Annotated in this window: 20 protein-coding genes; 4 read left to right on the top strand and 16 right to left on the bottom strand. The window is 66.8% G+C overall.

Annotation, left to right across the window (positions count from 1 at the left end; translation table 11 throughout):
- Positions 1-26: 26 nt before the first annotated feature.
- From ACFVTM_RS15705 to ACFVTM_RS15675, 7 genes are all read right to left on the bottom strand, one after another.
- The gene (locus ACFVTM_RS15705) at positions 27-524 is read right to left on the bottom strand and encodes a DUF1579 domain-containing protein (RefSeq protein ID WP_390204479.1); all 498 of its coding nucleotides are present in this window, start codon (positions 522-524) and stop codon (positions 27-29) included.
- Positions 525-613: 89 nt separating this feature from the next.
- On the bottom strand, positions 614-1,957 hold the full coding sequence (locus tag ACFVTM_RS15700; protein ID WP_390204478.1) for a M16 family metallopeptidase: 1,344 nt from the start codon (positions 1,955-1,957) through the stop codon (positions 614-616).
- 183 nt (positions 1,958-2,140) lie between these two features.
- Entirely contained in the window at positions 2,141-4,399 is a 2,259-nt protein-coding gene (locus ACFVTM_RS15695) for a polyribonucleotide nucleotidyltransferase (protein WP_390204600.1), read from the bottom strand.
- 245 nt (positions 4,400-4,644) lie between these two features.
- The gene (gene rpsO, locus ACFVTM_RS15690) at positions 4,645-4,914 is read right to left on the bottom strand and encodes a 30S ribosomal protein S15 (RefSeq protein WP_390204476.1); all 270 of its coding nucleotides are present in this window, start codon (positions 4,912-4,914) and stop codon (positions 4,645-4,647) included.
- Between the two features lie 192 nt (positions 4,915-5,106).
- On the bottom strand, positions 5,107-6,366 hold the full coding sequence (gene kynU, locus ACFVTM_RS15685) for a kynureninase (RefSeq protein ID WP_390204598.1): 1,260 nt from the start codon (positions 6,364-6,366) through the stop codon (positions 5,107-5,109).
- Positions 6,367-6,410: 44 nt separating this feature from the next.
- Positions 6,411-7,265: a tryptophan 2,3-dioxygenase gene (gene kynA, locus ACFVTM_RS15680; protein ID WP_390204474.1), complete on the bottom strand. Its 855-nt coding sequence runs from the start codon at positions 7,263-7,265 to the stop codon at positions 6,411-6,413.
- Between the two features lie 101 nt (positions 7,266-7,366).
- Positions 7,367-8,350 carry a bifunctional riboflavin kinase/FAD synthetase gene (locus ACFVTM_RS15675; RefSeq protein ID WP_390204473.1) on the bottom strand — a complete coding sequence of 328 codons (984 nt, stop codon included), beginning with the start codon at positions 8,348-8,350 and terminating at the stop codon, positions 7,367-7,369.
- Between the two features lie 234 nt (positions 8,351-8,584).
- On the opposite strand from ACFVTM_RS15675, the gene ACFVTM_RS15670 reads away from it, so the two are divergent.
- Positions 8,585-9,211, top strand: a complete 627-nt coding sequence (locus ACFVTM_RS15670; RefSeq protein ID WP_390204472.1) for a DUF937 domain-containing protein — start codon at positions 8,585-8,587, stop codon at positions 9,209-9,211.
- 37 nt (positions 9,212-9,248) lie between these two features.
- Here ACFVTM_RS15670 and ACFVTM_RS15665 read toward each other — a convergent pair whose 3' ends face one another.
- The 3 genes from ACFVTM_RS15665 to ACFVTM_RS15655 form a co-directional block, all read right to left on the bottom strand.
- Positions 9,249-9,632: a hypothetical protein gene (locus ACFVTM_RS15665; RefSeq protein WP_390204471.1), complete on the bottom strand. Its 384-nt coding sequence runs from the start codon at positions 9,630-9,632 to the stop codon at positions 9,249-9,251.
- 295 nt (positions 9,633-9,927) lie between these two features.
- Entirely contained in the window at positions 9,928-10,728 is an 801-nt protein-coding gene (locus ACFVTM_RS15660) for a DUF222 domain-containing protein (protein ID WP_390204470.1), read from the bottom strand.
- Complete coding sequence (locus ACFVTM_RS15655; protein ID WP_390204468.1) at positions 10,655-11,713, bottom strand: DUF222 domain-containing protein; 1,059 nt, start codon at positions 11,711-11,713, stop codon at positions 10,655-10,657. The genes ACFVTM_RS15660 and ACFVTM_RS15655 overlap by 74 nt, the downstream gene beginning before the upstream one ends.
- A gap of 207 nt (positions 11,714-11,920) precedes the next feature.
- On the opposite strand from ACFVTM_RS15655, the gene ACFVTM_RS15650 reads away from it, so the two are divergent.
- Positions 11,921-12,475, top strand: coding sequence for an NUDIX domain-containing protein (locus tag ACFVTM_RS15650; RefSeq protein ID WP_390204467.1), 555 nt, complete (start codon positions 11,921-11,923; stop codon positions 12,473-12,475).
- Between the two features lie 23 nt (positions 12,476-12,498).
- Here the strand turns inward: ACFVTM_RS15650 and ACFVTM_RS15645 are convergent, their stop codons facing one another.
- From ACFVTM_RS15645 to truB, 3 genes are read right to left on the bottom strand one after another with little or no spacing between them, the layout of a single operon-like run.
- Positions 12,499-13,023 (bottom strand): hypothetical protein, encoded by a 525-nt coding sequence (locus ACFVTM_RS15645; protein ID WP_390204466.1) that lies wholly within the window; start codon positions 13,021-13,023, stop codon positions 12,499-12,501.
- Position 13,024: 1 nt separating this feature from the next.
- Positions 13,025-13,378: a hypothetical protein gene (locus ACFVTM_RS15640; RefSeq protein ID WP_390204464.1), complete on the bottom strand. Its 354-nt coding sequence runs from the start codon at positions 13,376-13,378 to the stop codon at positions 13,025-13,027.
- Positions 13,378-14,358, bottom strand: coding sequence for a tRNA pseudouridine(55) synthase TruB (gene truB, locus ACFVTM_RS15635; protein WP_390204463.1), 981 nt, complete (start codon positions 14,356-14,358; stop codon positions 13,378-13,380). The genes ACFVTM_RS15640 and truB overlap by 1 nt, the downstream gene beginning before the upstream one ends.
- A gap of 94 nt (positions 14,359-14,452) precedes the next feature.
- On the opposite strand from truB, the gene ACFVTM_RS15630 reads away from it, so the two are divergent.
- Together ACFVTM_RS15630 and ACFVTM_RS15625 are read left to right on the top strand one after the other, a co-directional pair.
- Positions 14,453-15,667: a pyridoxal phosphate-dependent aminotransferase gene (locus tag ACFVTM_RS15630; RefSeq protein WP_390204462.1), complete on the top strand. Its 1,215-nt coding sequence runs from the start codon at positions 14,453-14,455 to the stop codon at positions 15,665-15,667.
- Positions 15,668-15,758: 91 nt separating this feature from the next.
- Positions 15,759-15,962, top strand: coding sequence for a hypothetical protein (locus ACFVTM_RS15625; protein ID WP_390204461.1), 204 nt, complete (start codon positions 15,759-15,761; stop codon positions 15,960-15,962).
- 5 nt (positions 15,963-15,967) lie between these two features.
- Here the strand turns inward: ACFVTM_RS15625 and trxA are convergent, their stop codons facing one another.
- The 3 genes from trxA to infB all read right to left on the bottom strand — a co-directional run bounded on the left by trxA (position 15,968) and on the right by infB (position 20,200).
- Positions 15,968-16,405: a thioredoxin gene (trxA, locus tag ACFVTM_RS15620; protein ID WP_390204460.1), complete on the bottom strand. Its 438-nt coding sequence runs from the start codon at positions 16,403-16,405 to the stop codon at positions 15,968-15,970.
- A 157-nt stretch (positions 16,406-16,562) separates the two neighbouring features.
- Complete coding sequence (rbfA, locus tag ACFVTM_RS15615) at positions 16,563-17,072, bottom strand: 30S ribosome-binding factor RbfA (protein WP_390204458.1); 510 nt, start codon at positions 17,070-17,072, stop codon at positions 16,563-16,565.
- A 224-nt stretch (positions 17,073-17,296) separates the two neighbouring features.
- Positions 17,297-20,200 carry a translation initiation factor IF-2 gene (gene infB, locus ACFVTM_RS15610; RefSeq protein WP_390204457.1) on the bottom strand — a complete coding sequence of 968 codons (2,904 nt, stop codon included), beginning with the start codon at positions 20,198-20,200 and terminating at the stop codon, positions 17,297-17,299.
- Positions 20,201-20,336: the final 136 nt, after the last annotated feature.

Genomic DNA, 20,336 nt, shown 5'->3' with positions numbered 1-20,336 from the left:
GGCGCGGGCTTAGGCCGGGCGCGGGCTTAAGCCGGGATGGAGGCGCCCTCGGCCACCCGCCGGCACACGCTGGTCATGAAGGGCGTGAAGTCGCTCGCCTTGCCCAGGCGAAGACCGGCCGCGTGTGTCAGTTCGCCGTCGTCCACCCGGAAAGTGTGCCGTGCCGTGCCGCGGTCGCTGCGCCGTTCCACGGTCAGCGTTCCACCCTCCAGGCTGGCGCGCGCTGGAGCCTCGGGCGGCAGTCCCATGCTGTTGACGTGATACCACATGGTGTCCGGGTGGTCCGGGTCCATGGTGAAGGCACCGTGGCCTTCGGAACGGGTCCCGTCCGCATCCGTGTTCCGGTAGCTGTGGGTGACGGCCAGCCCGGCTGCGGCCCGGGAAAAGATGATCTCAGTGTCCGCGCTGCGCGCAGGACCCCACGCGGTTGCCTCCCAGTGCGTGGTCCCCGTCCACCGGCCCAGAAAAACTTCAAGCGCCTCGACTGCACTGCCCGGCAGTGGCCGGTCCACAGTTCCTCCCATGCGGAGTTCCTCCCGAGTGACCCCGCCCTTATCATCACGCCGCGCGTGCCGCGCTGTAAAGATGCGGTGAAAACCGGCCCGGGAATTACCTAGAGCCCAAAGGTCTCGGTTTCCTCGAAGGGGCCGACCACCGTGATGGTCCGAGGGGCTGCCGCGAGCTCACGGGCGAGCTGCTGGACCTCCGAGGTGGTGACGGCCTTGATCTGGCGCAGGGTTTCGTCGATGTCCTGGTACTCGCCGGACACCAGCTCCGCGCGGCCCAGCCGGGACATCCGTGAACCGGTGTCCTCAAGCGCCAGTACGATTCCGCCACACAGCTGCCCCTCGGCCTTGCGGAGCTCCTCGTCGGAGATGCCGTCCGCGGCCAGCTTGTCCAGTTCGGCGCCCAGCAGCCCGATGACCTGCCGGACCTTCGATGGCGTGCAGCCGGCGTACATGCCGAAGTAGCCTGCGTCGGCGTAGGAAGAGGCGAAGGAGTAGGTCGAGTAGACCAGGCCGCGCTTCTCGCGGACCTCCTGGAAGAGCCGCGAAGACATGCCGCCGCCGAGGACGGCGTTGAGCACGCTCATGACAAAGCGGCGGTCGTCGGTTGCGACCAGCGATGGGCAGCCCATGATGATGTTGGCCTGCTCCACCGGGCGTTTCACTACATGCAGGCCGGCCGTGCCGGTGATCGAGGCACGGTCGGTGGATCGGCGCTGCACGGGCGCGGCAGCGGGCTCAAGGTTCCACCCCGCGGTGTGCAGGGCATCCACCACAAGCCCGCAGACGACGTCGTGGTCCAGGCCGCCGGCTGCGGTGACCACGAGTTCGTCGGGACGGTAGTAGCGGCGGTAGTGGTCCCACACGGAGTCGCGCGCCACGGCCCGGATGGCGGCCGGCGTGCCGCCGATGGGGCGGCCGAGGGGGTGAGAGCCCAGGACGGCGGACACAAAGTGTTCATGCGCGACATCGGTGGGGTCGTCGCTGTCCATCGCGATCTCTTCGAGGATGACGTCGCGTTCCTGCTCCATCTCCTGCGGGTCCAGGACGGCGCCGGTGATCATGTCCGCGATGACGTCGATCGCCATGGGAAGATCGCTGTCCAGCACGCGGGCGAAGTAGCAGGTGCTCTCCTTCGCGGTGGCCGCGTTCGATTCCCCGCCCACCTCGTCGAAGGCCGAGGCGATTTCCAGGGCGGTACGGCGCTTGGTGCCCTTGAACAGCAGGTGTTCCAGGAAGTGGGTGGAGCCGTGCTGCCCGGGGGCCTCGTCTCGCGAACCCACTCCGACCCAAAAACCGATTGTTGCCGACCGCTGGCCGGGCATGGCCTCGGTCAACACACGGACGCCACCGGGAAGGACCGAGCGGCGAACCTCGGAACCGCCGTCGGCTCCGTGGATCAGGGTGTCTGCGTGCTGATTCTGCTCAAGCGGCAGGGGGACGACTGTCATCAAGGCCTTTCCATAAAACCGTCAAAAAACGCATCAAATCTGCCTGCCATCGTACCAGCGGGCCACTGCCCCGGCGGATGCCGGCAGGGCATCCGCCGGGCGCTAACCAGGCGCTAACCGGGCGTTAACCAAGGGCGGGGCCGGTGGATGATCCACCGGCCCCGCCGTTTGACTCAGGAGAGACTACTCTGCGGCGTCCGCGGAGACCTCAGCCTTGTCGACGGACTCCGTGTTTTCCGCGCCGGCCTCGTCAGCCACTACGGGAGAGAGGGAAAGCTTTCCGCGGTCGTCGATCTTGGTGATTTCCACCTGGATCTTCTGGCCCACGGAGACGACGTCATCGACGTTGTCCACGCGCTTGCCGCCGGCGATCTTGCGCAGCTCAGAGATGTGCAGGAGGCCGTCCTTGCCCGGGGTCAGGGAAACGAAGGCACCGAAGGTGGTGGTCTTGACGACCGTGCCCAGGTAGCGCTCGCCGATTTCCGGGACCTGCGGGTTGGCGATGGCGTTGATCGCGGACCGTGCTGCGTCGGCAGACGGGCCGTTGGTGGCGCCGATGTAGACCGTGCCGTCGTCCTCGATCGAGATGTCGGCTCCGGTGTCTTCCTGGATCTGGTTGATCATCTTGCCCTTCGGGCCGATGACCTCACCGATCTTGTCAACCGGGATCTTGACCGCGATGACGCGCGGCGCGAACTCGGAGAGCTCGTCCGGGGTGTCAATGGCGGAGTTCAGGACGTCCAGGATGTGCAGGCGGGCTTCGCGGGCCTGCTTCAGTGCGGCAGCCAGGACCGAGGCGGGGATGCCGTCGAGCTTGGTGTCCAGCTGGATAGCCGTGACGAACTCGGACGTGCCGGCGACCTTGAAGTCCATGTCGCCGAAGGCATCTTCGGCGCCGAGGATGTCGGTCAGGGCGGCGTAGCGGGTCTGGCCGTCAACCTGGTCGGAGACCAGGCCCATGGCGATACCGGCAACAGCGGCCTTCAGCGGCACACCTGCGTTGAACAGGGACAGCGTGGAGGCGCAGACGGAACCCATCGACGTCGAACCGTTGGAGCTGAGAGCCTCAGACACCTGGCGGATCGCGTAGGGGAATTCCTCGCGGGAGGGCAGCACCGGCATGATGGCGCGCTCTGCGAGGGCACCATGGCCGATTTCGCGGCGCTTCGGGGAACCGACGCGGCCGGTCTCGCCGGTGGAGTACGGCGGGAAGTTGTAGTTGTGCATGTAACGCTTGCGCGTCACGGGAGACAGCGAGTCGATCTGCTGTTCCATCTTGAGCATGTTCAGCGTGGTGACACCCATGATCTGGGTCTCGCCGCGTTCGAAGATGGCCGAGCCGTGGACGCGGGGCAGAACCTCAACCTCGGCGGTGAGCTGGCGGATGTCCGTCAGGCCGCGGCCGTCGATGCGGATCTGGTCCTTGAGGATGCGCTGGCGCACAACCTGCTTGGTGACGGAGCGGAACGCTGCGGACAGCTCCTTCTCGCGGCCTTCGAACTGGCCGGCCAGGGAAGAGGTGACCTCGTCCTTGAGCTCGTCCGAAGCGGTGTCGCGCTCCTGCTTGTCGGCGATCTGGAAGACAGCGGCCAGCTTCTCGGCGGCAGCGGACTCCACAGCGGAGTAGACGTCGTCCTGGTAGTCCAGGAAGACCGGGAACTCGACGGTCGGCTTGGCAGCGCGTGAGGCCAGGTCGGACTGTGCTTCGCAGAGGGCCTTGATGAACGGCTTGGCAGCCTCGAGGCCTTCGGAGACAACCTCTTCGGTCGGGGCGGTGGCGCCCTGTTCCTTGATGAGGTTCCAGGAGTTGTCGGTGGCTTCGGCTTCAACCATCATGATGGCGACGTCGTCACCGGCGATGCGGCCGGCAACGACCATGTTGAAGACGGCGTTCTCGAGCTGGGAGTGCTTCGGGAACGCAACCCACTGCGAGCCGTTCTCGTCGGCGACGAGGGCAACGCGGACGCCGCCGATCGGGCCGGAGAAGGGCAGGCCGGAGAGCTGGGTGGACATGGAGGAAGCGTTGATCGCCACGACGTCGTAGAGCTCGTCCGGGTTGATGGACAGCACGGTGACGACAATCTGGACCTCGTTGCGCAGGCCCTTGACGAACGCGGGGCGCAGCGGGCGGTCCATGAGGCGGCAGGCCAGGATGGCTTCCGTGGACGGGCGGCCTTCGCGGCGGAAGAACGAGCCCGGGATGCGGCCGGCAGCGTACATGCGCTCTTCGACGTCGACCGTCAGCGGGAAGAAGTCGAAGCCTTCGCGCGGGTGCTTGCCGGCGGTGGTGGCGGACAGCAGCGCGGTCTCTTCATCGATGTAGACCATGGCTGCGCCGGCGGCCTGCTTGGCGAGGCGGCCGGTTTCGAAGCGGATTACACGCTTGCCGAAGCGGCCATTGTCAATGACTGCTTCTGAGAACTGGATTTCGGGACCCTCCAAGAGAGTCACCTCCGTTTCATGGTTCACGGAGTCCAGCCGCATCAACCCAGTCCAGCATCTGTCTACTGGCCTGCACTGCACCCGGTCATCGATCGAGACCCACGGGCCGGGCTTCAATCCTTGAAGCCGTTCCCGGGAATCACTACCGAGGACCGCGAATGCGTGATGCGGTTGATCCTCCTGTTTAGTTTTTCCTGAAGAAGGCGGCCCTTTCCGGTCCGGAAGGGGCCGCCCCTTAAAGCTGACTAGCGACGCAGGCCGAGGCGCTCGATGAGCTGACGGTAGCGGGTGATGTCAGTGTTCTTGAGGTAGGTGAGCATGCGCTTGCGACGACCAACCATGGCCAGCAGACCGCGCTGGGTGTGGTAGTCGTGCTTGTGCTCCTTCATGTGCTCAGTGAGATCCTTGATCCGCTGAGTCAGGACCGCAACCTGGACCTCCGGCGAACCGGTGTCGCCCTCGGACGTTGCGTATTCCTTGATGATGGACTGCTTTACAGCGGCTTCAAGTGCCACAATAACTCCTAGAGATGTGCCGTGAGGCCCGAGTCAGTAATTCACTGCCGGGGGTGCTGTCCCGGAATCCCCCGCCGAAGCCGGGCATCCCGTACACAACAGGAACCAGCCGCCACGGACTGCAGCCGGATCCAACGTCCAGTTTAGTGGCACGTCCGCGATCTTGTCGAAACCGCCGGCCGCGCCCGCCGGCTAAGCGGCCCCGCCGTCCTGGGCCACAAGCAGCTCGCGGACCGCGGCGACGCCCCGGTACACCTCCGCAAACGAGGTACTCAGCGGCGACAGCCCGATTCTGATGCCCTGCGGGGCACGGAAATCGGGAATCACATCCTGATCCCAAAGGGTGGCCGTCATTTCGCGGAAGGCAGGGTGGTCGATCGTCACGTGGCTGCCGCGCAGTGCCGGATCCCGCGGGGTGGACAGCTGCACGCCGGCCGGAGCCAGCCACGCGTCAAAGAGTTCCAGGGCAAAGCCCGTGAGCAGCCGTGACTTCTCCCGAAGCGCGGCCATCCCCGCTGCCTCGATCAGGTCCAGCGTGCCGCGCATGGCAAGCATCCCGAAGATGGCCGGAGTGCCGCTGAGGAAGCCCCGGATGCCGGGAGCGGCCTCGTAGCCGGGACCCATTTCGAACGCGTCCTTGCGTCCCATCCAGCCCCAGATGGGCTGCTGCAGTCCGGCCAGGTGGCGGGCGTTGACGTACGCGAACGCCGGCGAGCCCGGTCCCCCGTTCAGGTATTTGTAGGTGCAGCCCGCGGCGAAGTCGACGCCGGCGTCGTCCAAAGCGATCTCGACAGACCCGGCGGAGTGGCAAAGGTCCCACACCACCAGGGCGCCGGCGTCGTGCACCGCGGCCGTGATGGCCGGCAGATCCGCGAGGAAGCCGGACCGATAGGCGATCTGGCTCAGGACCACGACGGCGGTGGCCGGGCCGGTGGCGGCCCGCACCTGCTCGACGGTGACACCGGAGGCGGGATCGGCGTCGATCCAGCGCAGGGTCAAGCCTTCCTCGCGGGCGATTCCCTCCACCAGGTAGCGGTCAGTGGGGAAATTGTCCGTGTCCAGGACGATTTCGGTCCGGGCCGGATCCGTGACCGCTGCCAGGGCGGCGCGGATGAGCTTGTACAGCACAACCGTGGTGGAATCGGCGATGATCGTCTGTCCGGGACCCGCACCGAGCACCGAACGGCCGAGCTGGTCGCCGATCGCCTGGGGCAGGTCGAGCCATTCCTCGTCCCAGCCCCGGATCAGGCGGCCGCCCCAGCTGTCCTGGATGAAGTTGCTGATGTCGGTGACGGTCCGTTTGAGCGGCCTGCCCAGGGAGTTGCCGTCAAGGTAGGACAGCTCGGTGTCCGTGCCGACGAAGTGGTCGCGGTAACCGGCCAGCGGATCGGCGGCGTCGAGCTCCAGGGCGCGCTGCCACAGCGCGTCCGTTGCTGCCGTGCTGGCGGGGATGTTGCTGGCAGGGACGTTGCTGGCGGGGATGTTCACGGGCTGGCTCACTGGCCGATCTCCGTCCGCACGGCGAAGAGCTCGGGGAAGAAGGTCAGCTCGAGGGCCTTCTGCAGGAACGCGGCACCGCTGGATCCGCCGGTGCCGGATTTCATGCCGATGGTGCGCTGGACCGTGCGCAGGTGGCGGAAGCGCCACAGCTGGAAATTGTCCTCGAGGTCCACAAGTTCCTCGCAGGCCTCGTACGCGCCCCAGTTGTCCGCGGCGTTTTCGTAGATGTACTTGAACACCGGGACCAGTTCCGGGCAGAACTCGTGGGCCTTGGTGACGTCGCGCTCCAGCACCGACGCCGGGACGTCAAAGCCCTGGCGTTTGAGATAGGCGAGGAAATCGTCGTAGATGCTGGGTGCTTCGAGCAGATCGCGCAACATCTCGTGGGCCTCGGGGTCTGAGTCGAAGACCGGAAGCATCTTGGCGTTCTTGTTGCCGAGGAGGAATTCGACCGCACGGTACTGGCTGGACTGGAATCCGGAGGAGTTGCCGAGGAACCCGCGGAACTGGGAGTACTCGGTAGGCGTCAGGGTGGCCAGCACGGACCATTGCTCGGTGAGCGTTTTCTGGATGTGCTTGACACGGGCGATCGCCTTCAGGGCAGACCCGAGGTCGTCCGAACGCAGCCACGCGGCAGCGCTGCGAAGCTCATGCAGTACCAGCTTCAACCACAGCTCCGTGGTCTGGTGCTGGATGATGAACAGCATCTCGTCGTGGTGTTCCGGGGCGCTGACGGGCTGCTGGGCGCTTAGCAAGGTGGGCAACTGCAGGTAGGACGAGTAGCTCATCCGCGCGCTGAAGTCCCGGACAATGTCCTGATCCAGCTCCCTGGTGTTCTTCTCGATGGTCACGTCTTTTGCCTTCCTTGCCGAATGGTTGCGAATCAGCGCGCGGCTCCAGTGAGTCGGAACGCCGTCAGCGCGGGGGTCGACGCCGGTCCGGCCCCGTTTTTTTAGCGGGCGAACAGGATGTCATGGGCCTGGACGACGTCAAGGCGCATCTGCTCCACCAAAGCCTCAGGCCCACGGTACGCCACCATGCCGCGGAGCCTGGAGACAAATTCCACAACTACTGTCTGGTCGTACAGATCGAAGTCATCGACGGACTCCTCGGGGCGGTCGATCACGTGGGCCTCGACCTGACGGCTCACGCCGTAGAACGTGGGGTTCGAGCCCACGGAGATGGCGGCGGGCCAGCGGGTGCCGGCCTGGTCCACCAGCCAGCCGGCGTAGATCCCGTCCGCGGGGATGTACCCGGTGGCTGTCGAGGCGAGGTTTGCCGTGGGGAATCCGAGGTCGCGGCCGCGTGCGGCACCGTGCACCACCTCGCCGCGCATCCGGTGTGGCCTCCCGAGTACCGCAGCGGCGGTGGCAACGTCGCCCTCACGGAGAGCCTCACGGACCCACGTGGACGAGCAGCGGCGGTCCGTTCCGTCGTCGTCGTGGATGGGAAAGCCTTCCGAGCCGAACTCGCTGATGACCAGCACCTCGAAGCCGAGCTTGCGGCCCAGCTCCTGCATGGTGGCGAGGTCGCCGGAATTGCCGCGGCCGAACCGGGCGTCGTGGCCGATCACCACGTGGCTCGCCTTCAGGCCGTCCACCAGGACCGTGCCGACAAATTCTTCGGGGGTCAGGCTGGCGAGCTCCAGCGAGTACTTCATCACCAGCACGGCGTCGAGGCCGAGCTCGCCCAGGGCTACGAGCTTGTCCTCCAGGCCCATGATCAGCTCGGGCGCCGACTCTGGGCGATGCACTTGCGCGGGGTGCGGATCGAAGGTGATCGCGACGGCGCGGGCGTGGTTCAAGCGGGCGGTGCGGATGAGCTGCGACAGCACCTGCTGGTGGCCGCGGTGTACGCCGTCGAAGTTGCCGAAAGTGACAACCGAAGGACCAAAGTCCGCCGGGACCTCGGACAGATCGTTCCAGATGTGGACCATCAACCTCGCCTTTTGCTGCCTGCCATGAACTCCTCCGGAGCGACCGTGCCGGCTCCGGAACTCTCTAAGATTACCCGCAATCCGGGCTGCTCCCGGACGGTCCGCCGGGCTCCGGAGTGGGCCTTCCACGGCCTGATCTGCGGGACTACGATTCAAAGGCACTGGTTCGGCGGCGCCCAGGCAGGCGCCGTTTCCCGCGATGCCCGCTGCCACGCGAGGCTGAAGGAGTACGACATGACTGAGCTCCAAGACATCATCGGCCAGATCCCGATGGGCCAGATCGCCGGCCTGCTAGGCACCGACGAACCCACAGCCCGTGCCGCGGTGGAAGCCGCGGTCCCTACGCTCCTCGCCGGAATGCATAACAACGCGCAGGCCCCGGACGGTGCTGCGTCACTCGAATCGGCACTGGGCCAGCACCGGGATGGACTGATCGACGGCGGCGTCGACGTCGCCCAGGTGGACACGGCCGACGGCGAGAAGATCGTCAATCACGTCTTCGGCGGGCAGCAGGATCGTGTGGCCAGCCAGCTCGCCGGGACGGGACAACTGGGCGACGCCGGGAGCGACCTGGTCCGGAAACTGCTGCCCATCCTGGCGCCGATCGTCATGTCCTATCTCGCGAAGAAATTCCTGGGCGGAAGCCAAGCCGGGGCTGGTTCCCAAGGGGGATCCGGCACCCCGGCCGATTCCGGTCAGGGCGGCGGCCTGGACCTCGGCGGCGTGCTGGGCGGAATCCTCGGTGGAATGGTGGGCGGCCAGGGCGGACAGGGTGGCGCCGCGGGACAGGGAAGCCCGGGCGGACAAGACGGTTTCGGCGGCCTGGGCGATATCCTTGGCGGGCTGTTCGGGAAGAAGTAGTCGGTCTGCCCCCGGGGCCGGCGATGGGAACAGCTCGCTATCTCCCGAGCAGTAGCCTCCGCTGGCTGTCCCGCACAGCGTTGTTGCGCCAGACCCGCCAGTGCAGAAGCACGGCGGCGAGGAGGAGTGGGACGTGTATCGCGGGCAGGTTTCTAGCGAACCAATGCGGCAGATAGATGTCCGTGACGGAGCCCTGGACGTCGCCGAGATTCTGCGCGACGGCTGTCAGCGGACAGTGGAAGCCATTTGCGGCAAAGATCACCGTCTCGCCGGCAACGACGACGGCGGCTGCGCCGGTCTTGCGGTCACTTCGACCCCTGACGCCGGTGTAGAGGATGTAGGCCATGCAAGCCTCGATGGTGAACCAGGCGGCAGTGTGGAGCGACTTGATGGCACGCAGCAGCAGACGGCGGTGGTCCATGCCTCCAGAGTAGGCCAGCAGGAGGACCGTCGCGCTTTCTGCTCTGGACCGCGTCCGTCCCGAGCGCTAGTTTCTGAACATGCGGAGGTCTGTGCAGCTCGCGTGTGTGGGGTCGGTCCTTTGCATGCTGGTTGCAGGGTGCGGCTTGCTGCCCGTCTCGACGGGTGACGTCTGCGCCGACTGGGTCATTTTCGAGACACCCCAGGACCAGCAGGCGGCCTTGGTTGTGATCGGAGACATTGGCAAGGCGGAACCCTGGCAATTGCGCCGACTGATCATGGAGCAAAGTCGGAGGTCATTCGAAGCGGAAGTACATGTTCCTGCGGGGCGTTCGGCCTGGATCCACGTGCGGCGGCGGGATGAACCAGGGAATGCCACTGCGCATCTGGATGGTCCACTGTTCCTTGTGGATCAGGTGATGATGGTGCGAGCACAGCAGCGTTCCATTGTCTGTTCCGGTACTGCCGCCCCGGGACCAGTAGGTGACGTGGTGGACTTCGCACCACGGCGCGGGAATGGTGCATTGCGGGAAGGCGCAGCCTTGGTCCCGGGCCGTTATGGCCTTGCGGACGTGCGGCGGGAAGACTCTGGAGGAGCGTCCGACGTCGAGGATCTGGCCCTCCCCGCCAAGCAGAACCGGGATGATGTCGGCGTCGCAGGCGATCTTGCGGACGGTCGACGCCGTCACTGGCCCGCTGAACAGCAAGGATCCGGCCGAGCCTTTGCTGTAACTTCCCGCGGTGCCGGAAGATCCGCTGACCCCGTGTGCATTGGCCCCGTGTGTGTTGGCGAGCGGTTCGTTGGCGCCGAGCTGTTCAACGAGGTCGTGGTAGTTGATCGTTGCCATGATCTGGGGGCGCAGACCGCCTGCGGCCGGCAGGCCCCCTGCGGCGAGGGCGGCTTTGCAGGCACCGACGAGTCCGTCGAGGAGTTTCTGCGGCCGTGTTCGGGTGTCCAGACGTGCATCAGCCGGGTCGGTTCCGTTCCAGACGGCGGCGGGGCCGGAGGCGAGGGAGGCCGCATTAGCTGCGGCAGCCTCGTGGTCGCCGGCGCCGCCCGCGTTGGCTGCGGCAGCCAGGCGTGGATTGGTGGCCACATTCATCACTGTGACCAACTGTTCGAACTGGTCTGTGGTGGAGAAGATTTCCAGATGGTGCAGGCCGTGCCGGGGTTTCCGGATGAAAACGCCCTGGAGCCGGCGCAGCGCCGCCTCGGATGGCTCGGCTCCGTCCTGGTCCAGGGCATCGGTCCATCGCCGGGCCATGCGGCAGGAAATCGGGGTCGTTCCCGACCGCCGTCATGGTCAGGGCATGCTCCATGGCGTCAACAGACTCCGGAGAGGCCACGTGCCCCACCCGGTCCAAGGACATGGCGATGAGCGTGGCGGTGCGGGAGGCGACGATGCCTTCGGAGACGGCTGCGGCGAGTACGGGCCGCGCCGGCGGCAGGGTCCGGCCCGCAAGGCCGGTCCGGGGCAGTAGCTCGGTGCCAAGCCTCAGCCGGCGCTTGGCCTCGGACGCGCCGATCCTCAGCCGCGCCTGCAGGAACTCCGCCGCGTTCCGGCATCCGTCGTCCGCCACCATGGCCGCTGCCGCAGCCAGGTTTCCGCCGGGGTCTGCCCCGGCTTCCGACCCGACGCCGTGCACGCCCTCGGATTCGTCCTCGGGTTTCGTATCAACCGTCTCGACTTCACTGGGTTCCTGGTTCCACCCCGTCAGCCAGCCACCGGCCGATCCAGCTTCCGCTTCCGAGCCCCACCCGCCGGGCGCCTTCGCCGCCAAGGCCGCCTCGCGGCGGGTGCGGTCTACCCGGGCGGCACCGATGATCTGTAGATATTCAACGATGCGGGACAGGTCCTCCACGCCTGCGGCGAAGTCCGAAGCCTGAAAGAAGTCGAACCGGGCGACGTCCTCTACCGCAGCTTCGGTGGACGCGCGAAGCAACTCCAGGGCTGCGGCTACGCTGCCGTCCACGGAACCACCTGCGGCATCGGGAACGGCCGCCGACTGCGGAAGTCGGAGGGGCATCGCGGACCCCGGCCGGTCGGCCTGATCCTCGATGAATCCTCCAACAACTTCCATGGCTTCACTCTTCCAGAGGGGTACGACAGAACTAGCGACCTTGGTTCGGCCGCGGCCTGACCCCGGTACGACGACGCCCTGGCAGGGGTTGGGGCGGGGATCTTGGTCGAGGAGATTGGGTGGGCCGCAGCACCCAGCCGCGCACCGCCCGTAACACTTCGTACGTTGCCCGCCCTTCTAAGGACGGGCGCGTGGCAAGCTGTAGGGATGGACATCGCAGCCACACCAAAGGCCGGGGAATCACCATTCGCACAGCCGGCGCCGGGCGATCCGCGCCGCCCTCTGGGTCCACGCGATCCCGGTGACGCCTGGGTCGAGGGCGACCGCGGACGGTTCTGGGGACGGTTCGGGTCGGCCGGGCTCTTGGTCCACGACCCCGCAAAGGGCATCCTGCTCCAACACCGCGCGTTGTGGAGCCATCAGGGCGGCACATGGGGGCTTCCCGGCGGCGCCCTGCACCACGGCGAGGAGGCTATCCAGGGTGCGTTGCGGGAAGCAAAGGAAGAAGCGGCTGTTCCTCCGGAGAACGTCCGCGTCCTGTTCACGTCGGTGTTCGACGTCGGCTATTGGACGTACACCACGGTGGTTGCCGAAGCACTGCAACCGTTCGAGGCCGCGATTAGCGATCAGGAAAGCCTCGAACTGCAATGGGTGGGGATTGACGACGTCGGCAGCAAGGAACTGCACCCGGGTTTCGCCGCGTCGTGGCCCGGGCTGCGCAGCAGGCTCACCGAAGACGGGCGCGCCGCCAGTCGCGCGTAGCCCCACAGTGTGGCCAGCCGGGCCTAGCCGTGCTGGGCCGCGGGCCGCCGGCGATACAGCCAGATGAGTCCCAGAATGGGCAGCAGGAGTGGGATGAATCCGTAGCCGCGGCCGAACAAGGACCATACGGTCTCGTGCGGGAAGTTGACCGAGTCGAACACGCTCAGTGCCCCCACAACGAGGACGCCCACCAGCTCCACCAGGACTGCAGACACGGAAACCTTGAACGCGGTGCGGCCGGGCTTCGCAAGGGAAACCGTGGCCACGACGTAGACCACTGCGGCGAAGGCTGACAAGAGGTATGCCAGCGGCGCCTCGGAAAACTTCGTCAGAATCTGGTAGCCGGCCCGCGCGGTTGCCGAGATCGCGAACACGGCGTAGACCGCAATGAGCAGCCGTCCTGGCCCGGTGTTGCGGGTATTGGTCGCCGCCGGCGCGGTACCAGCCGTTCCGTTGTCCGTTTGCCCAGCGATCCGGGAGGCCGACTCCGCCGGGTTGCCCGTGCCGTCCTGCGACGATTTTGCGCTCACGTTTTCTGCCTCTTCCATCTCAATACCAGATCTGGTTCATTCGGGCCGCCATCACCAGGGCGGTGACGCCGACTGCGGCCAGGACGAAGTTGCTCCAGCGGGTCCGCTCCAGGATGGCCCAGTACACGGCGCCGAACGGGAGCAGCAGCGCCGTCGCCAGATAGCCCCAGAACTCCCACGGCTCCCCTGCCATCTGCTCCCCGCTGGCCACCCGGATAATCGAGCCGACCAGATAGACCAGGAGGGCAAGTTCGACGGCGGCCACCGACAGTATCGTCGTGTCGTTGGGTGCCTTCTTCAGGATCCCTGCTGCGATGCAGATGATGCTGGAGAGCAGGCCCACCACAAGAATGATGTAAAAATACGCGTCCACTACTGGCCGGCCAGCTTTTCATCGCCGTGCACTGCATTGCCGTGCTTCTCGGTGCCGCGCTTCTCGTTGTCGGGCGCGAAGACCAGCACAGGCTTGGCGTAGTTTCCCGCGTCGGCCAGGAGCGCCACCAACGTACCGTCCGGCGCGAACGCCGCAGCGGGCTTGTCCGCGGTTGCCGCCTCCGGCGTGCCGGCGGTGGCTCCTGCAGCGATCCTGCGGCCGAAGGATATCTCGGTGGTCTCCGCCTCGCTGAGTTCACGGTTGGGCATCAGCGCCCGCGCCGCGTCCGAGATCTCGAGGACGTCCAGCTTCTCGGCCAACTGTTCAAGCGTGTGCGCCTGGTCAAGCGTGTACGGACCCACTTGGGTCCTGCGCAACGCCGTCAGATGACCGCCGACGCCGAGAGACTCCCCGAGGTCGCGGGCCAGGGCACGGATGTACGTGCCGGAAGAGCACTCGACCGTGACATCTACATCCACGGCCTCGCGGCCTGCGTCACCTTCAGTTCCGCGGCGGATCTGGTGGACCTCAAAGCGGTGGATCGTCACGGGCCGGGCCGCGAGCTTGACCTCTTCACCGGACCGGACCCGGGCGTAGGCGCGTTCGCCGTTGACCTTGATGGCGCTGACACTGCTGGGAACCTGTTCGATGTCCCCGGTCAGAGCGGCGACGCCGGCACTGATGGCATCTTCGGTGACCCCGACGGCACTGCGGGTGGCAGTGACCTCGCCTTCGGCGTCGTCCGTCACGGTGGATTCGCCGAGCCTGATGGTGGCGGTGTAGGTCTTGGACGTGCCCACGATGTAAGTCAGCAGCCGGGTGGCTTTGTTGATGCCCACCACGAGAACACCGGTGGCCATGGGATCCAGCGTCCCGGCGTGGCCGACCTTTCGGGTACCGGCGATCCGCCGCATCCGTCCAACCACATCGTGGCTGGTCCATCCTTGCGGCTTGTCCACTATCACCAGTCCAGAAAGCACGCCTCCCAGTATATGCGGGCCAGCAGTGCCCCACCGCCCACGGCACCGGCGGTCGACGCCCACCCCGCGGGCGCCGGGCATTAGGATGGCACACATGCCCGAGCTTGCCGCACATGTCCGCGACGTCCCGATCAACCAGATCCGCGAGATCACCGAAGCCGCCTGGGGAACGCCGGGTGCGATCGTGCTGAGCATCGGTGAGCCCGGCTTCGCCGTCCCCCGCCATGTCCTCGAGGCCGGGATGGCCTGCCTGGACCGCGACGAGACCAACTACACCCCAAACGCCGGGATTCCCGCACTGCGGGAGGCCTTCGCGGCCCGTTTCCGTGAACACAACGCGACGCCGGTCGGCGCCGACCGGGTCTACGTGGTGGACGGCGCCCAGCAGGGCCTGCACTTCGCCATGAGCCTGCTGCTCTCCCCCGGGGACGAGATCCTCATTCCCAACCCCGGCTACCCCACCTTCGCGATGACGAGCAGCCTGTTGCACGCCGTCCCCGTCCGCTACCCGCTGTATCCGGAGCACGATTTCCAGCCTCGGATCGAAGACGTCGAAGCGCTCATCACGCCGCGGACCAAGGTGCTGATCCTGAACTCTCCGTCCAACCCGCTTGGCGCCGTCCTGGGCGAGGACCTGACGCGCCGTCTTGTGGAGCTGGCAAGGCGGCACGATCTGTGGATCATCTCCGACGAATGCTACGAGGCCTTCACCTACAATGTCCCGCACGTCAGCCCGGCCCGCTTCGACAGTGACGTTGCGGGAGAAGCGCGGGTGTTCACTTCGCTCACGCTCTCCAAGACCTACGGGCTGACGGGACTGCGCATCGGCGCGCTGATCTGCCCGCCGGGGCTGGAGCAGAGGATGAACAACGTCATGGAGTCGATCGTGTCCTGCGTGGCGTCGCCGTCGCAGCACGCCGCGCTGGCGGCGCTGACCGGCCCGCAGGACTACGTCAGCCACGCCCACGCCCATTACCGGGCCAACCGCGACGCGGCCTCCGCGGTGCTGCGCTCCCACGGCATCCCCTATCTCGCGGCCCAAGGCGCGTTCTACCTGTGGGCGGACGTCTCGCATGCCAGCGGCGGGGATGTCCGGGCCTGGACACGCCGCTTCCTGGCGGACTCCGGCGTGGCCTTCGCTCCCGGCACGGCGTTCGGGTCCATCGGTGAGGGCTGGATCCGCATTGCGCTCTGCGGCACCCAGGCCGATCTTGTGGAGGGCCTTGGCCGCCTCCCTGCCCGCGAGCCGGCGGCTGACCGCGCCGGGACCACCGGCCCTGTTGCCGGCGCTTCTGGAGCCATAACTTAAACACACGGTGCTCCCAGCCGACCCGGTCATCCTGACTTCGGGCTGTCCTGGCTCGTCCGGGCGCCATGGATTCCGGCCAAGGGAGCACATTATGTGGTGGCAAGACCTGCTATGGGGTTTCTGGAATGGGCTGACGGCATGGATCGTCCTGATCGCCCATGTCTTCGGCTTCTGGAGTGAGTTTCCCTTCTACAACTCCGCGCGTGCGGGCAACTGGTACGACTTCGGTTTCCTCCTGGGCGCGGGATCACCTGTGCTCGGCGGCCTGGGCGTGGGGCGCTCCAGGCGCCGCTAGGGCAGTTACCTCGGTGCTGCCGACAAAGCCTCATCCAGCCAGCTGCGGAGGGCCGCGGCCGGCGGAGCTCCAGCCTGGCGGGCAGCCACGGTCCCGTGCTTGATGACAAGCAACGTTGGGATGGCCTGGATGTCGAAGCGCCGGGACAGCCCCGGGGAGGTGTCGACGTCGACTTTCACGAGCTTGACCTTCCCGGGCCGCTCCTGCGCAAGCTTGTCCAGCACCGGGCTGACCATTCGGCACGGCCCGCACCACGCCGCCCAGAAGTCCACGAGGACCGGGACGGAGGACTGCTCGGCGACAACCGGGAAGTCGGTGTCTCCGGCGGACACGATCCAGGGAAGGTCCTGGCAGCAATTGCCGCAGCGCGGGTGCCCGGCAGCGGCCGCAGGAATCCGGTTGGTCTTCCCGCAGCGAGTGCACTTGGTCAGGCTCGATTCCACGGCACCCCGGCGCCTTTCCGCATCCGTGCAGTCATGGCTCCATGAGACTCCCCGGTCATTGAAGGGCCTAGAGCCGAAGGTCCCCCAGAAACAGCAGGGGCCGGACCCGTTACCGGATCCGGCCCCTGCTGGTGAAGGCACTGCCATAAAGGCACTGTTACTTGTTGCGGTCCTCGTCGATCGCTTCGTTGTCGATGAGGTCCAGGTCCTCTTCGTCGAAGTCGTCCTCGTCGAGCTCCACGTCCTGCGGCGTGTCGCTCTTGTAGGGATCGGCGTCGCCGGCATGCGTGGCACTTTCGGCCAAGGCTGCCACCTCGGCGTCGCGCTTCTTCGCCGCGCGGAGCAGTTCCTCAAGGTTCGAGGCGTTCACGGGGATCTGGTCGGCCACGAATTCGAGGGTGGGAGTCAGGCGCACGGTGATGTTCCGGCCGACTTCCTGCCGCAGCACGCCCTTGGCCTTCTCCAGGCCCTTGGCGGCATCGGCCTGGGCCACTTCGTCACCGAACACGGTGTAGTAAACGGTTGCGTGCTGCAGGTCATTGGTCACCCGCGAGTCGGTCACGGTAACGCCCTCAAGCCGGGGATCCTTAACCCTCCGGCCCAGAGCCTCCGCAACAACAACCTTAATCCGCTGCGCCAACTTGGCAGCCCGTGCGGGATCAGCCATGACATCCTCCTGGAATGTAGAAAATTTTGGGGAGCGCCGGTGACTTAATCACCTTAGCGCGAAGCGGTTGAGGGGGCCCGGGAGTGGCTTCGGGCCTGCCGAAGCTGGGCGGCCGACGTCGTCAGACGTTGGCCGCCCAGCGAAGGGGCGGGGCCCCCTCAACCGCGCAGGGCGGGGCCGCCGGGAAAAACCCAACGGCCCCGCACCTGTAACGCTAGGACAACCTAGACGCGCGGCTTCTCGCGCATCTCGAAGGTCTCGATGATGTCACCCTCGGTGATGTCGTTGAACGAGCCAAGACCGATACCACACTCGAAGTCCGTGCGGACCTCGGTGACGTCGTCCTTGAAGCGCTTGAGCGTCTCAACGGTGAGGTTGTCGCCGATGATCTTGCCGTCGCGGCTGACGCGGGCCTTGGCGTTGCGTCGGATAACACCCGAGCGCACGATCGAGCCTGCAATGTTGCCGAACTTGGAAGAACGGAACACTTCGCGGACCTCGGCGGTGCCAAGCTGGACCTCTTCGTACTCCGGCTTGAGCATGCCCTTGAGGGCTGCCTCGATGTCATCGATTGCTGCGTAGATGACGGAGTAGAAGCGCATGTCCACGCCTTCGCGGTCTGCCAGTTCGGCAACACGCTCGGCGGGCTTGACGTTGAAACCGATGATGACTGCGCTGTCGACCGTTGCCAGGTTGACGTCGTTCTGCGTGATCGCACCGACACCGCGGTGGATGACGCGGAGCTGGACACCCTCGCCGACGTCGATCTTGAGCAGCGCGTCTTCGAGGGCTTCCACGGCACCGGACACGTCACCCTTGAGGATGAGGTTGAGGGTGTCGATCTTGCCATCGGCGACGGCCTGGTCGAAGTCTTCCAGGCTGATCCGCTTGCGGCGCTTGGCCAGTGCGGCGTTGCGGTCTGCGGCTTCACGCTTCTCGGCGATCTGGCGGGCGGTGCGCTCGTCAGCGGTCACGAAGAAAGTGTCACCGGCACGCGGGACGTTGGACAGACCCAGCACCTGCACGGGGCGGGACGGGCCGGCCTCGGTCAGGGCGCTGCCGTCGTCGTCGAACATCGCACGGACGCGGCCGTGGGCCGTGCCTGCCACGATGGTGTCGCCGACGTGCAGGGTACCGGACTGCACCAGGACGGTGGCCACGGAACCGCGGCCCTTGTCCAGGTTGGCTTCGATCGCGATACCGCGGGCGTCCTTGTTCGGGTTGGCGCGCATGTCCAGGGCAGCGTCTGCGGTGAGCAGGACGGCGCCGAGGAGCTCTTCGATGTTGAGGTTCTGGCGGGCCGAGACCTCCACGAACATGGTGTCGCCACCGTATTCTTCCGGAACCAGGCCGTACTCGGTCAGCTGGCCGCGGACCTTGTCCGGGTTGGCGCCTTCCTTGTCGATCTTGTTCACGGCCACGACGATCGGCACGTTGGCCGCCTGGGCGTGGTTGAGGGCTTCAACGGTCTGCGGCATGACGCCGTCGTCCGCTGCGACCACCAGGATGGCGATGTCGGTGACCTTCGCACCACGGGCACGCATGGCGGTAAACGCCTCGTGGCCCGGAGTATCGATGAAGGTGATCTTGCGATCGTCGCCTTCGTGGTTGTGCGTGACCTGGTAGGCACCGATGTGCTGCGTGATGCCGCCGTGTTCGCCCGCCATGACGTCGGACTTGCGGATGGCATCGAGCAGGCGGGTCTTACCGTGGTCAACGTGGCCCATGACGGTGACTACCGGAGGACGGGCCTCCAGGTCTTCGTCGCCTTCGGCTTCGAGCTCGGCTTCGAAGTCGATGTCGAAGGTGGAGAGCAGCTCGCGCTCCTCGTCCTCCGGGGAAACAACCTGCAGCTTGTATCCCAGTTCCTCGCCGAGCAGGGCAAAGGTCTCTTCATCCAGCGACTGCGTGGCCGTGGCCATTTCGCCGAGGTGGAAGAGGACCGTCACCAGCGCTGCGGGGTTCGCCTCGATCTTGTCGGCAAAGTCCGTGATGGACGAGCCACGGCGAAGCCGGACTACGGTGTTGCCGTCGCCGCGGGGTACGCTCACGCCACCCAGCGACGGGGCACTCATCTGCTCGAGTTCCTGACGCTTGGCACGCTTCGACTTGCGCTGCTTGCCACGGCCTGCGCCGCCCTTACCGAAGGCACCCTGGGTGCCACCGCGACCGCGTCCACCCTTGCCGAAGCCACCGCCGGCCGGAGCGCCGCCACCGGCACCGGGAGCACCGGTACCCGGAGCGCCACCCGGACGTCCCGGACCACGGCCTCCGCCGCCGGGACGGCCGGCACCAGCGGGTGCGGGACGTTCGGTGCGGTTGGGCATCATGCCCGGAGTCGGGCGGTTGCCGCCGGCTCCTGCCGGACGACCAGCGCCGGGGGCACCGGCCGGACGCGGAGCGCCGGGGCGGGGGCCGCCTGCGCCTGCTGCCGGACGGGGACCACCCGGACGGGGGCCGCCTGCGCCTGCTGCGGGGCGCGGACCACCGGGGCGTTCACCCTCGGTGCGGCTTCCGCCCGGACGGGGCATGCCCTGCGACGGAGCGAACGGGTTGTTGCCCGGACGCGAGGGGCGTTCGTTGTCGCCGCCGCGGCCGCGGGGCATGCCCTGGGACGTGGCGAACGGGTTGTTGCCGGGACGGGGACCGCCCGGACGGGGTGCAGAACCGCCCTGGCGTGCCGGAGCAGCCGGGGTTTCCGCCTTGGGGGCGGGACGCGCGCCGGGCTTCACGCCCGTCGAGGGAGCAGCCGGGGCCTGGGCAGCGGGGGCTGCCGGAGCCTGGGCGGCGGGGGCAGCCGGAGCGGCGGCAGGTGCCGCAGCGGCCGGAGCCGGAGCTTCAGCCTTGGGCACTGCAGCCGCCGGCGCTGCGGGCGCAGCGGGGCCGGGCGCGGGCGCCGGACGGGTCGCTGCCGGGCTGGCAGATGCCTGGGGGGCGGACGCCGGAGCTTCGGACTTCGAGGCTGCGGGGGCGTCGGGGTATGCGTTGCGCAGTTTCCGCACAACGGGGGCCTCAATGGTTGACGAGGCGGAGCGAACGAATTCGCCCAGTTCCTGCAGTTTGGTTACTGCATCTTTGGAAGTAATACCGAGCTCTTTAGCAAGCTCATGTACGCGGACCTTGGCCACATTTCTCCTGTCTCGGTCCGCACCGAGCCAGGCACGAACCGTCTACTTCTTACTGCGGGCCTCCGCCGCGAATGCAGCTGAAAGGCCCATTGCAGAGCGCAACAAAGTTGTCATCGTTGCGCACTCATCGCTGGGA

Origin of the sequence: Arthrobacter sp. NPDC058130, assembly GCF_042884475.1 — a bacterium.
Classification (GTDB): Bacteria; Actinomycetota; Actinomycetes; order Actinomycetales; family Micrococcaceae; genus Arthrobacter.
Note: the sequence above shows the minus strand (reverse complement) of the source record. Positions and strands in the feature narration are given on the sequence as shown.

What these genes read in the sequence shown, in the direction of transcription:
- ACFVTM_RS15655 (WP_390204468.1), bottom strand. Translation starts at nt 11,713, where the DNA reads ATGGAAGTTGTTGGAGGATTCATCGAGGATCAGGCCGACCGGCCGGGG.
- ACFVTM_RS15625 (WP_390204461.1), top strand. Translation starts at nt 15,759, where the DNA reads ATGTGGTGGCAAGACCTGCTATGGGGTTTCTGGAATGGGCTGACGGCA.
- rbfA (WP_390204458.1), bottom strand. Translation starts at nt 17,072, where the DNA reads ATGGCTGATCCCGCACGGGCTGCCAAGTTGGCGCAGCGGATTAAGGTT.
- ACFVTM_RS15675 (WP_390204473.1), bottom strand. Translation starts at nt 8,350, where the DNA reads ATGGTCCACATCTGGAACGATCTGTCCGAGGTCCCGGCGGACTTTGGT.
- ACFVTM_RS15665 (WP_390204471.1), bottom strand. Translation starts at nt 9,632, where the DNA reads ATGGACCACCGCCGTCTGCTGCTGCGTGCCATCAAGTCGCTCCACACT.
- ACFVTM_RS15630 (WP_390204462.1), top strand. Translation starts at nt 14,453, where the DNA reads ATGCCCGAGCTTGCCGCACATGTCCGCGACGTCCCGATCAACCAGATC.
- ACFVTM_RS15670 (WP_390204472.1), top strand. Translation starts at nt 8,585, where the DNA reads ATGACTGAGCTCCAAGACATCATCGGCCAGATCCCGATGGGCCAGATC.
- ACFVTM_RS15650 (WP_390204467.1), top strand. Translation starts at nt 11,921, where the DNA reads ATGGACATCGCAGCCACACCAAAGGCCGGGGAATCACCATTCGCACAG.
- ACFVTM_RS15645 (WP_390204466.1), bottom strand. Translation starts at nt 13,023, where the DNA reads ATGGAAGAGGCAGAAAACGTGAGCGCAAAATCGTCGCAGGACGGCACG.
- ACFVTM_RS15700 (WP_390204478.1), bottom strand. Translation starts at nt 1,957, where the DNA reads ATGACAGTCGTCCCCCTGCCGCTTGAGCAGAATCAGCACGCAGACACC.
- ACFVTM_RS15705 (WP_390204479.1), bottom strand. Translation starts at nt 524, where the DNA reads ATGGGAGGAACTGTGGACCGGCCACTGCCGGGCAGTGCAGTCGAGGCG.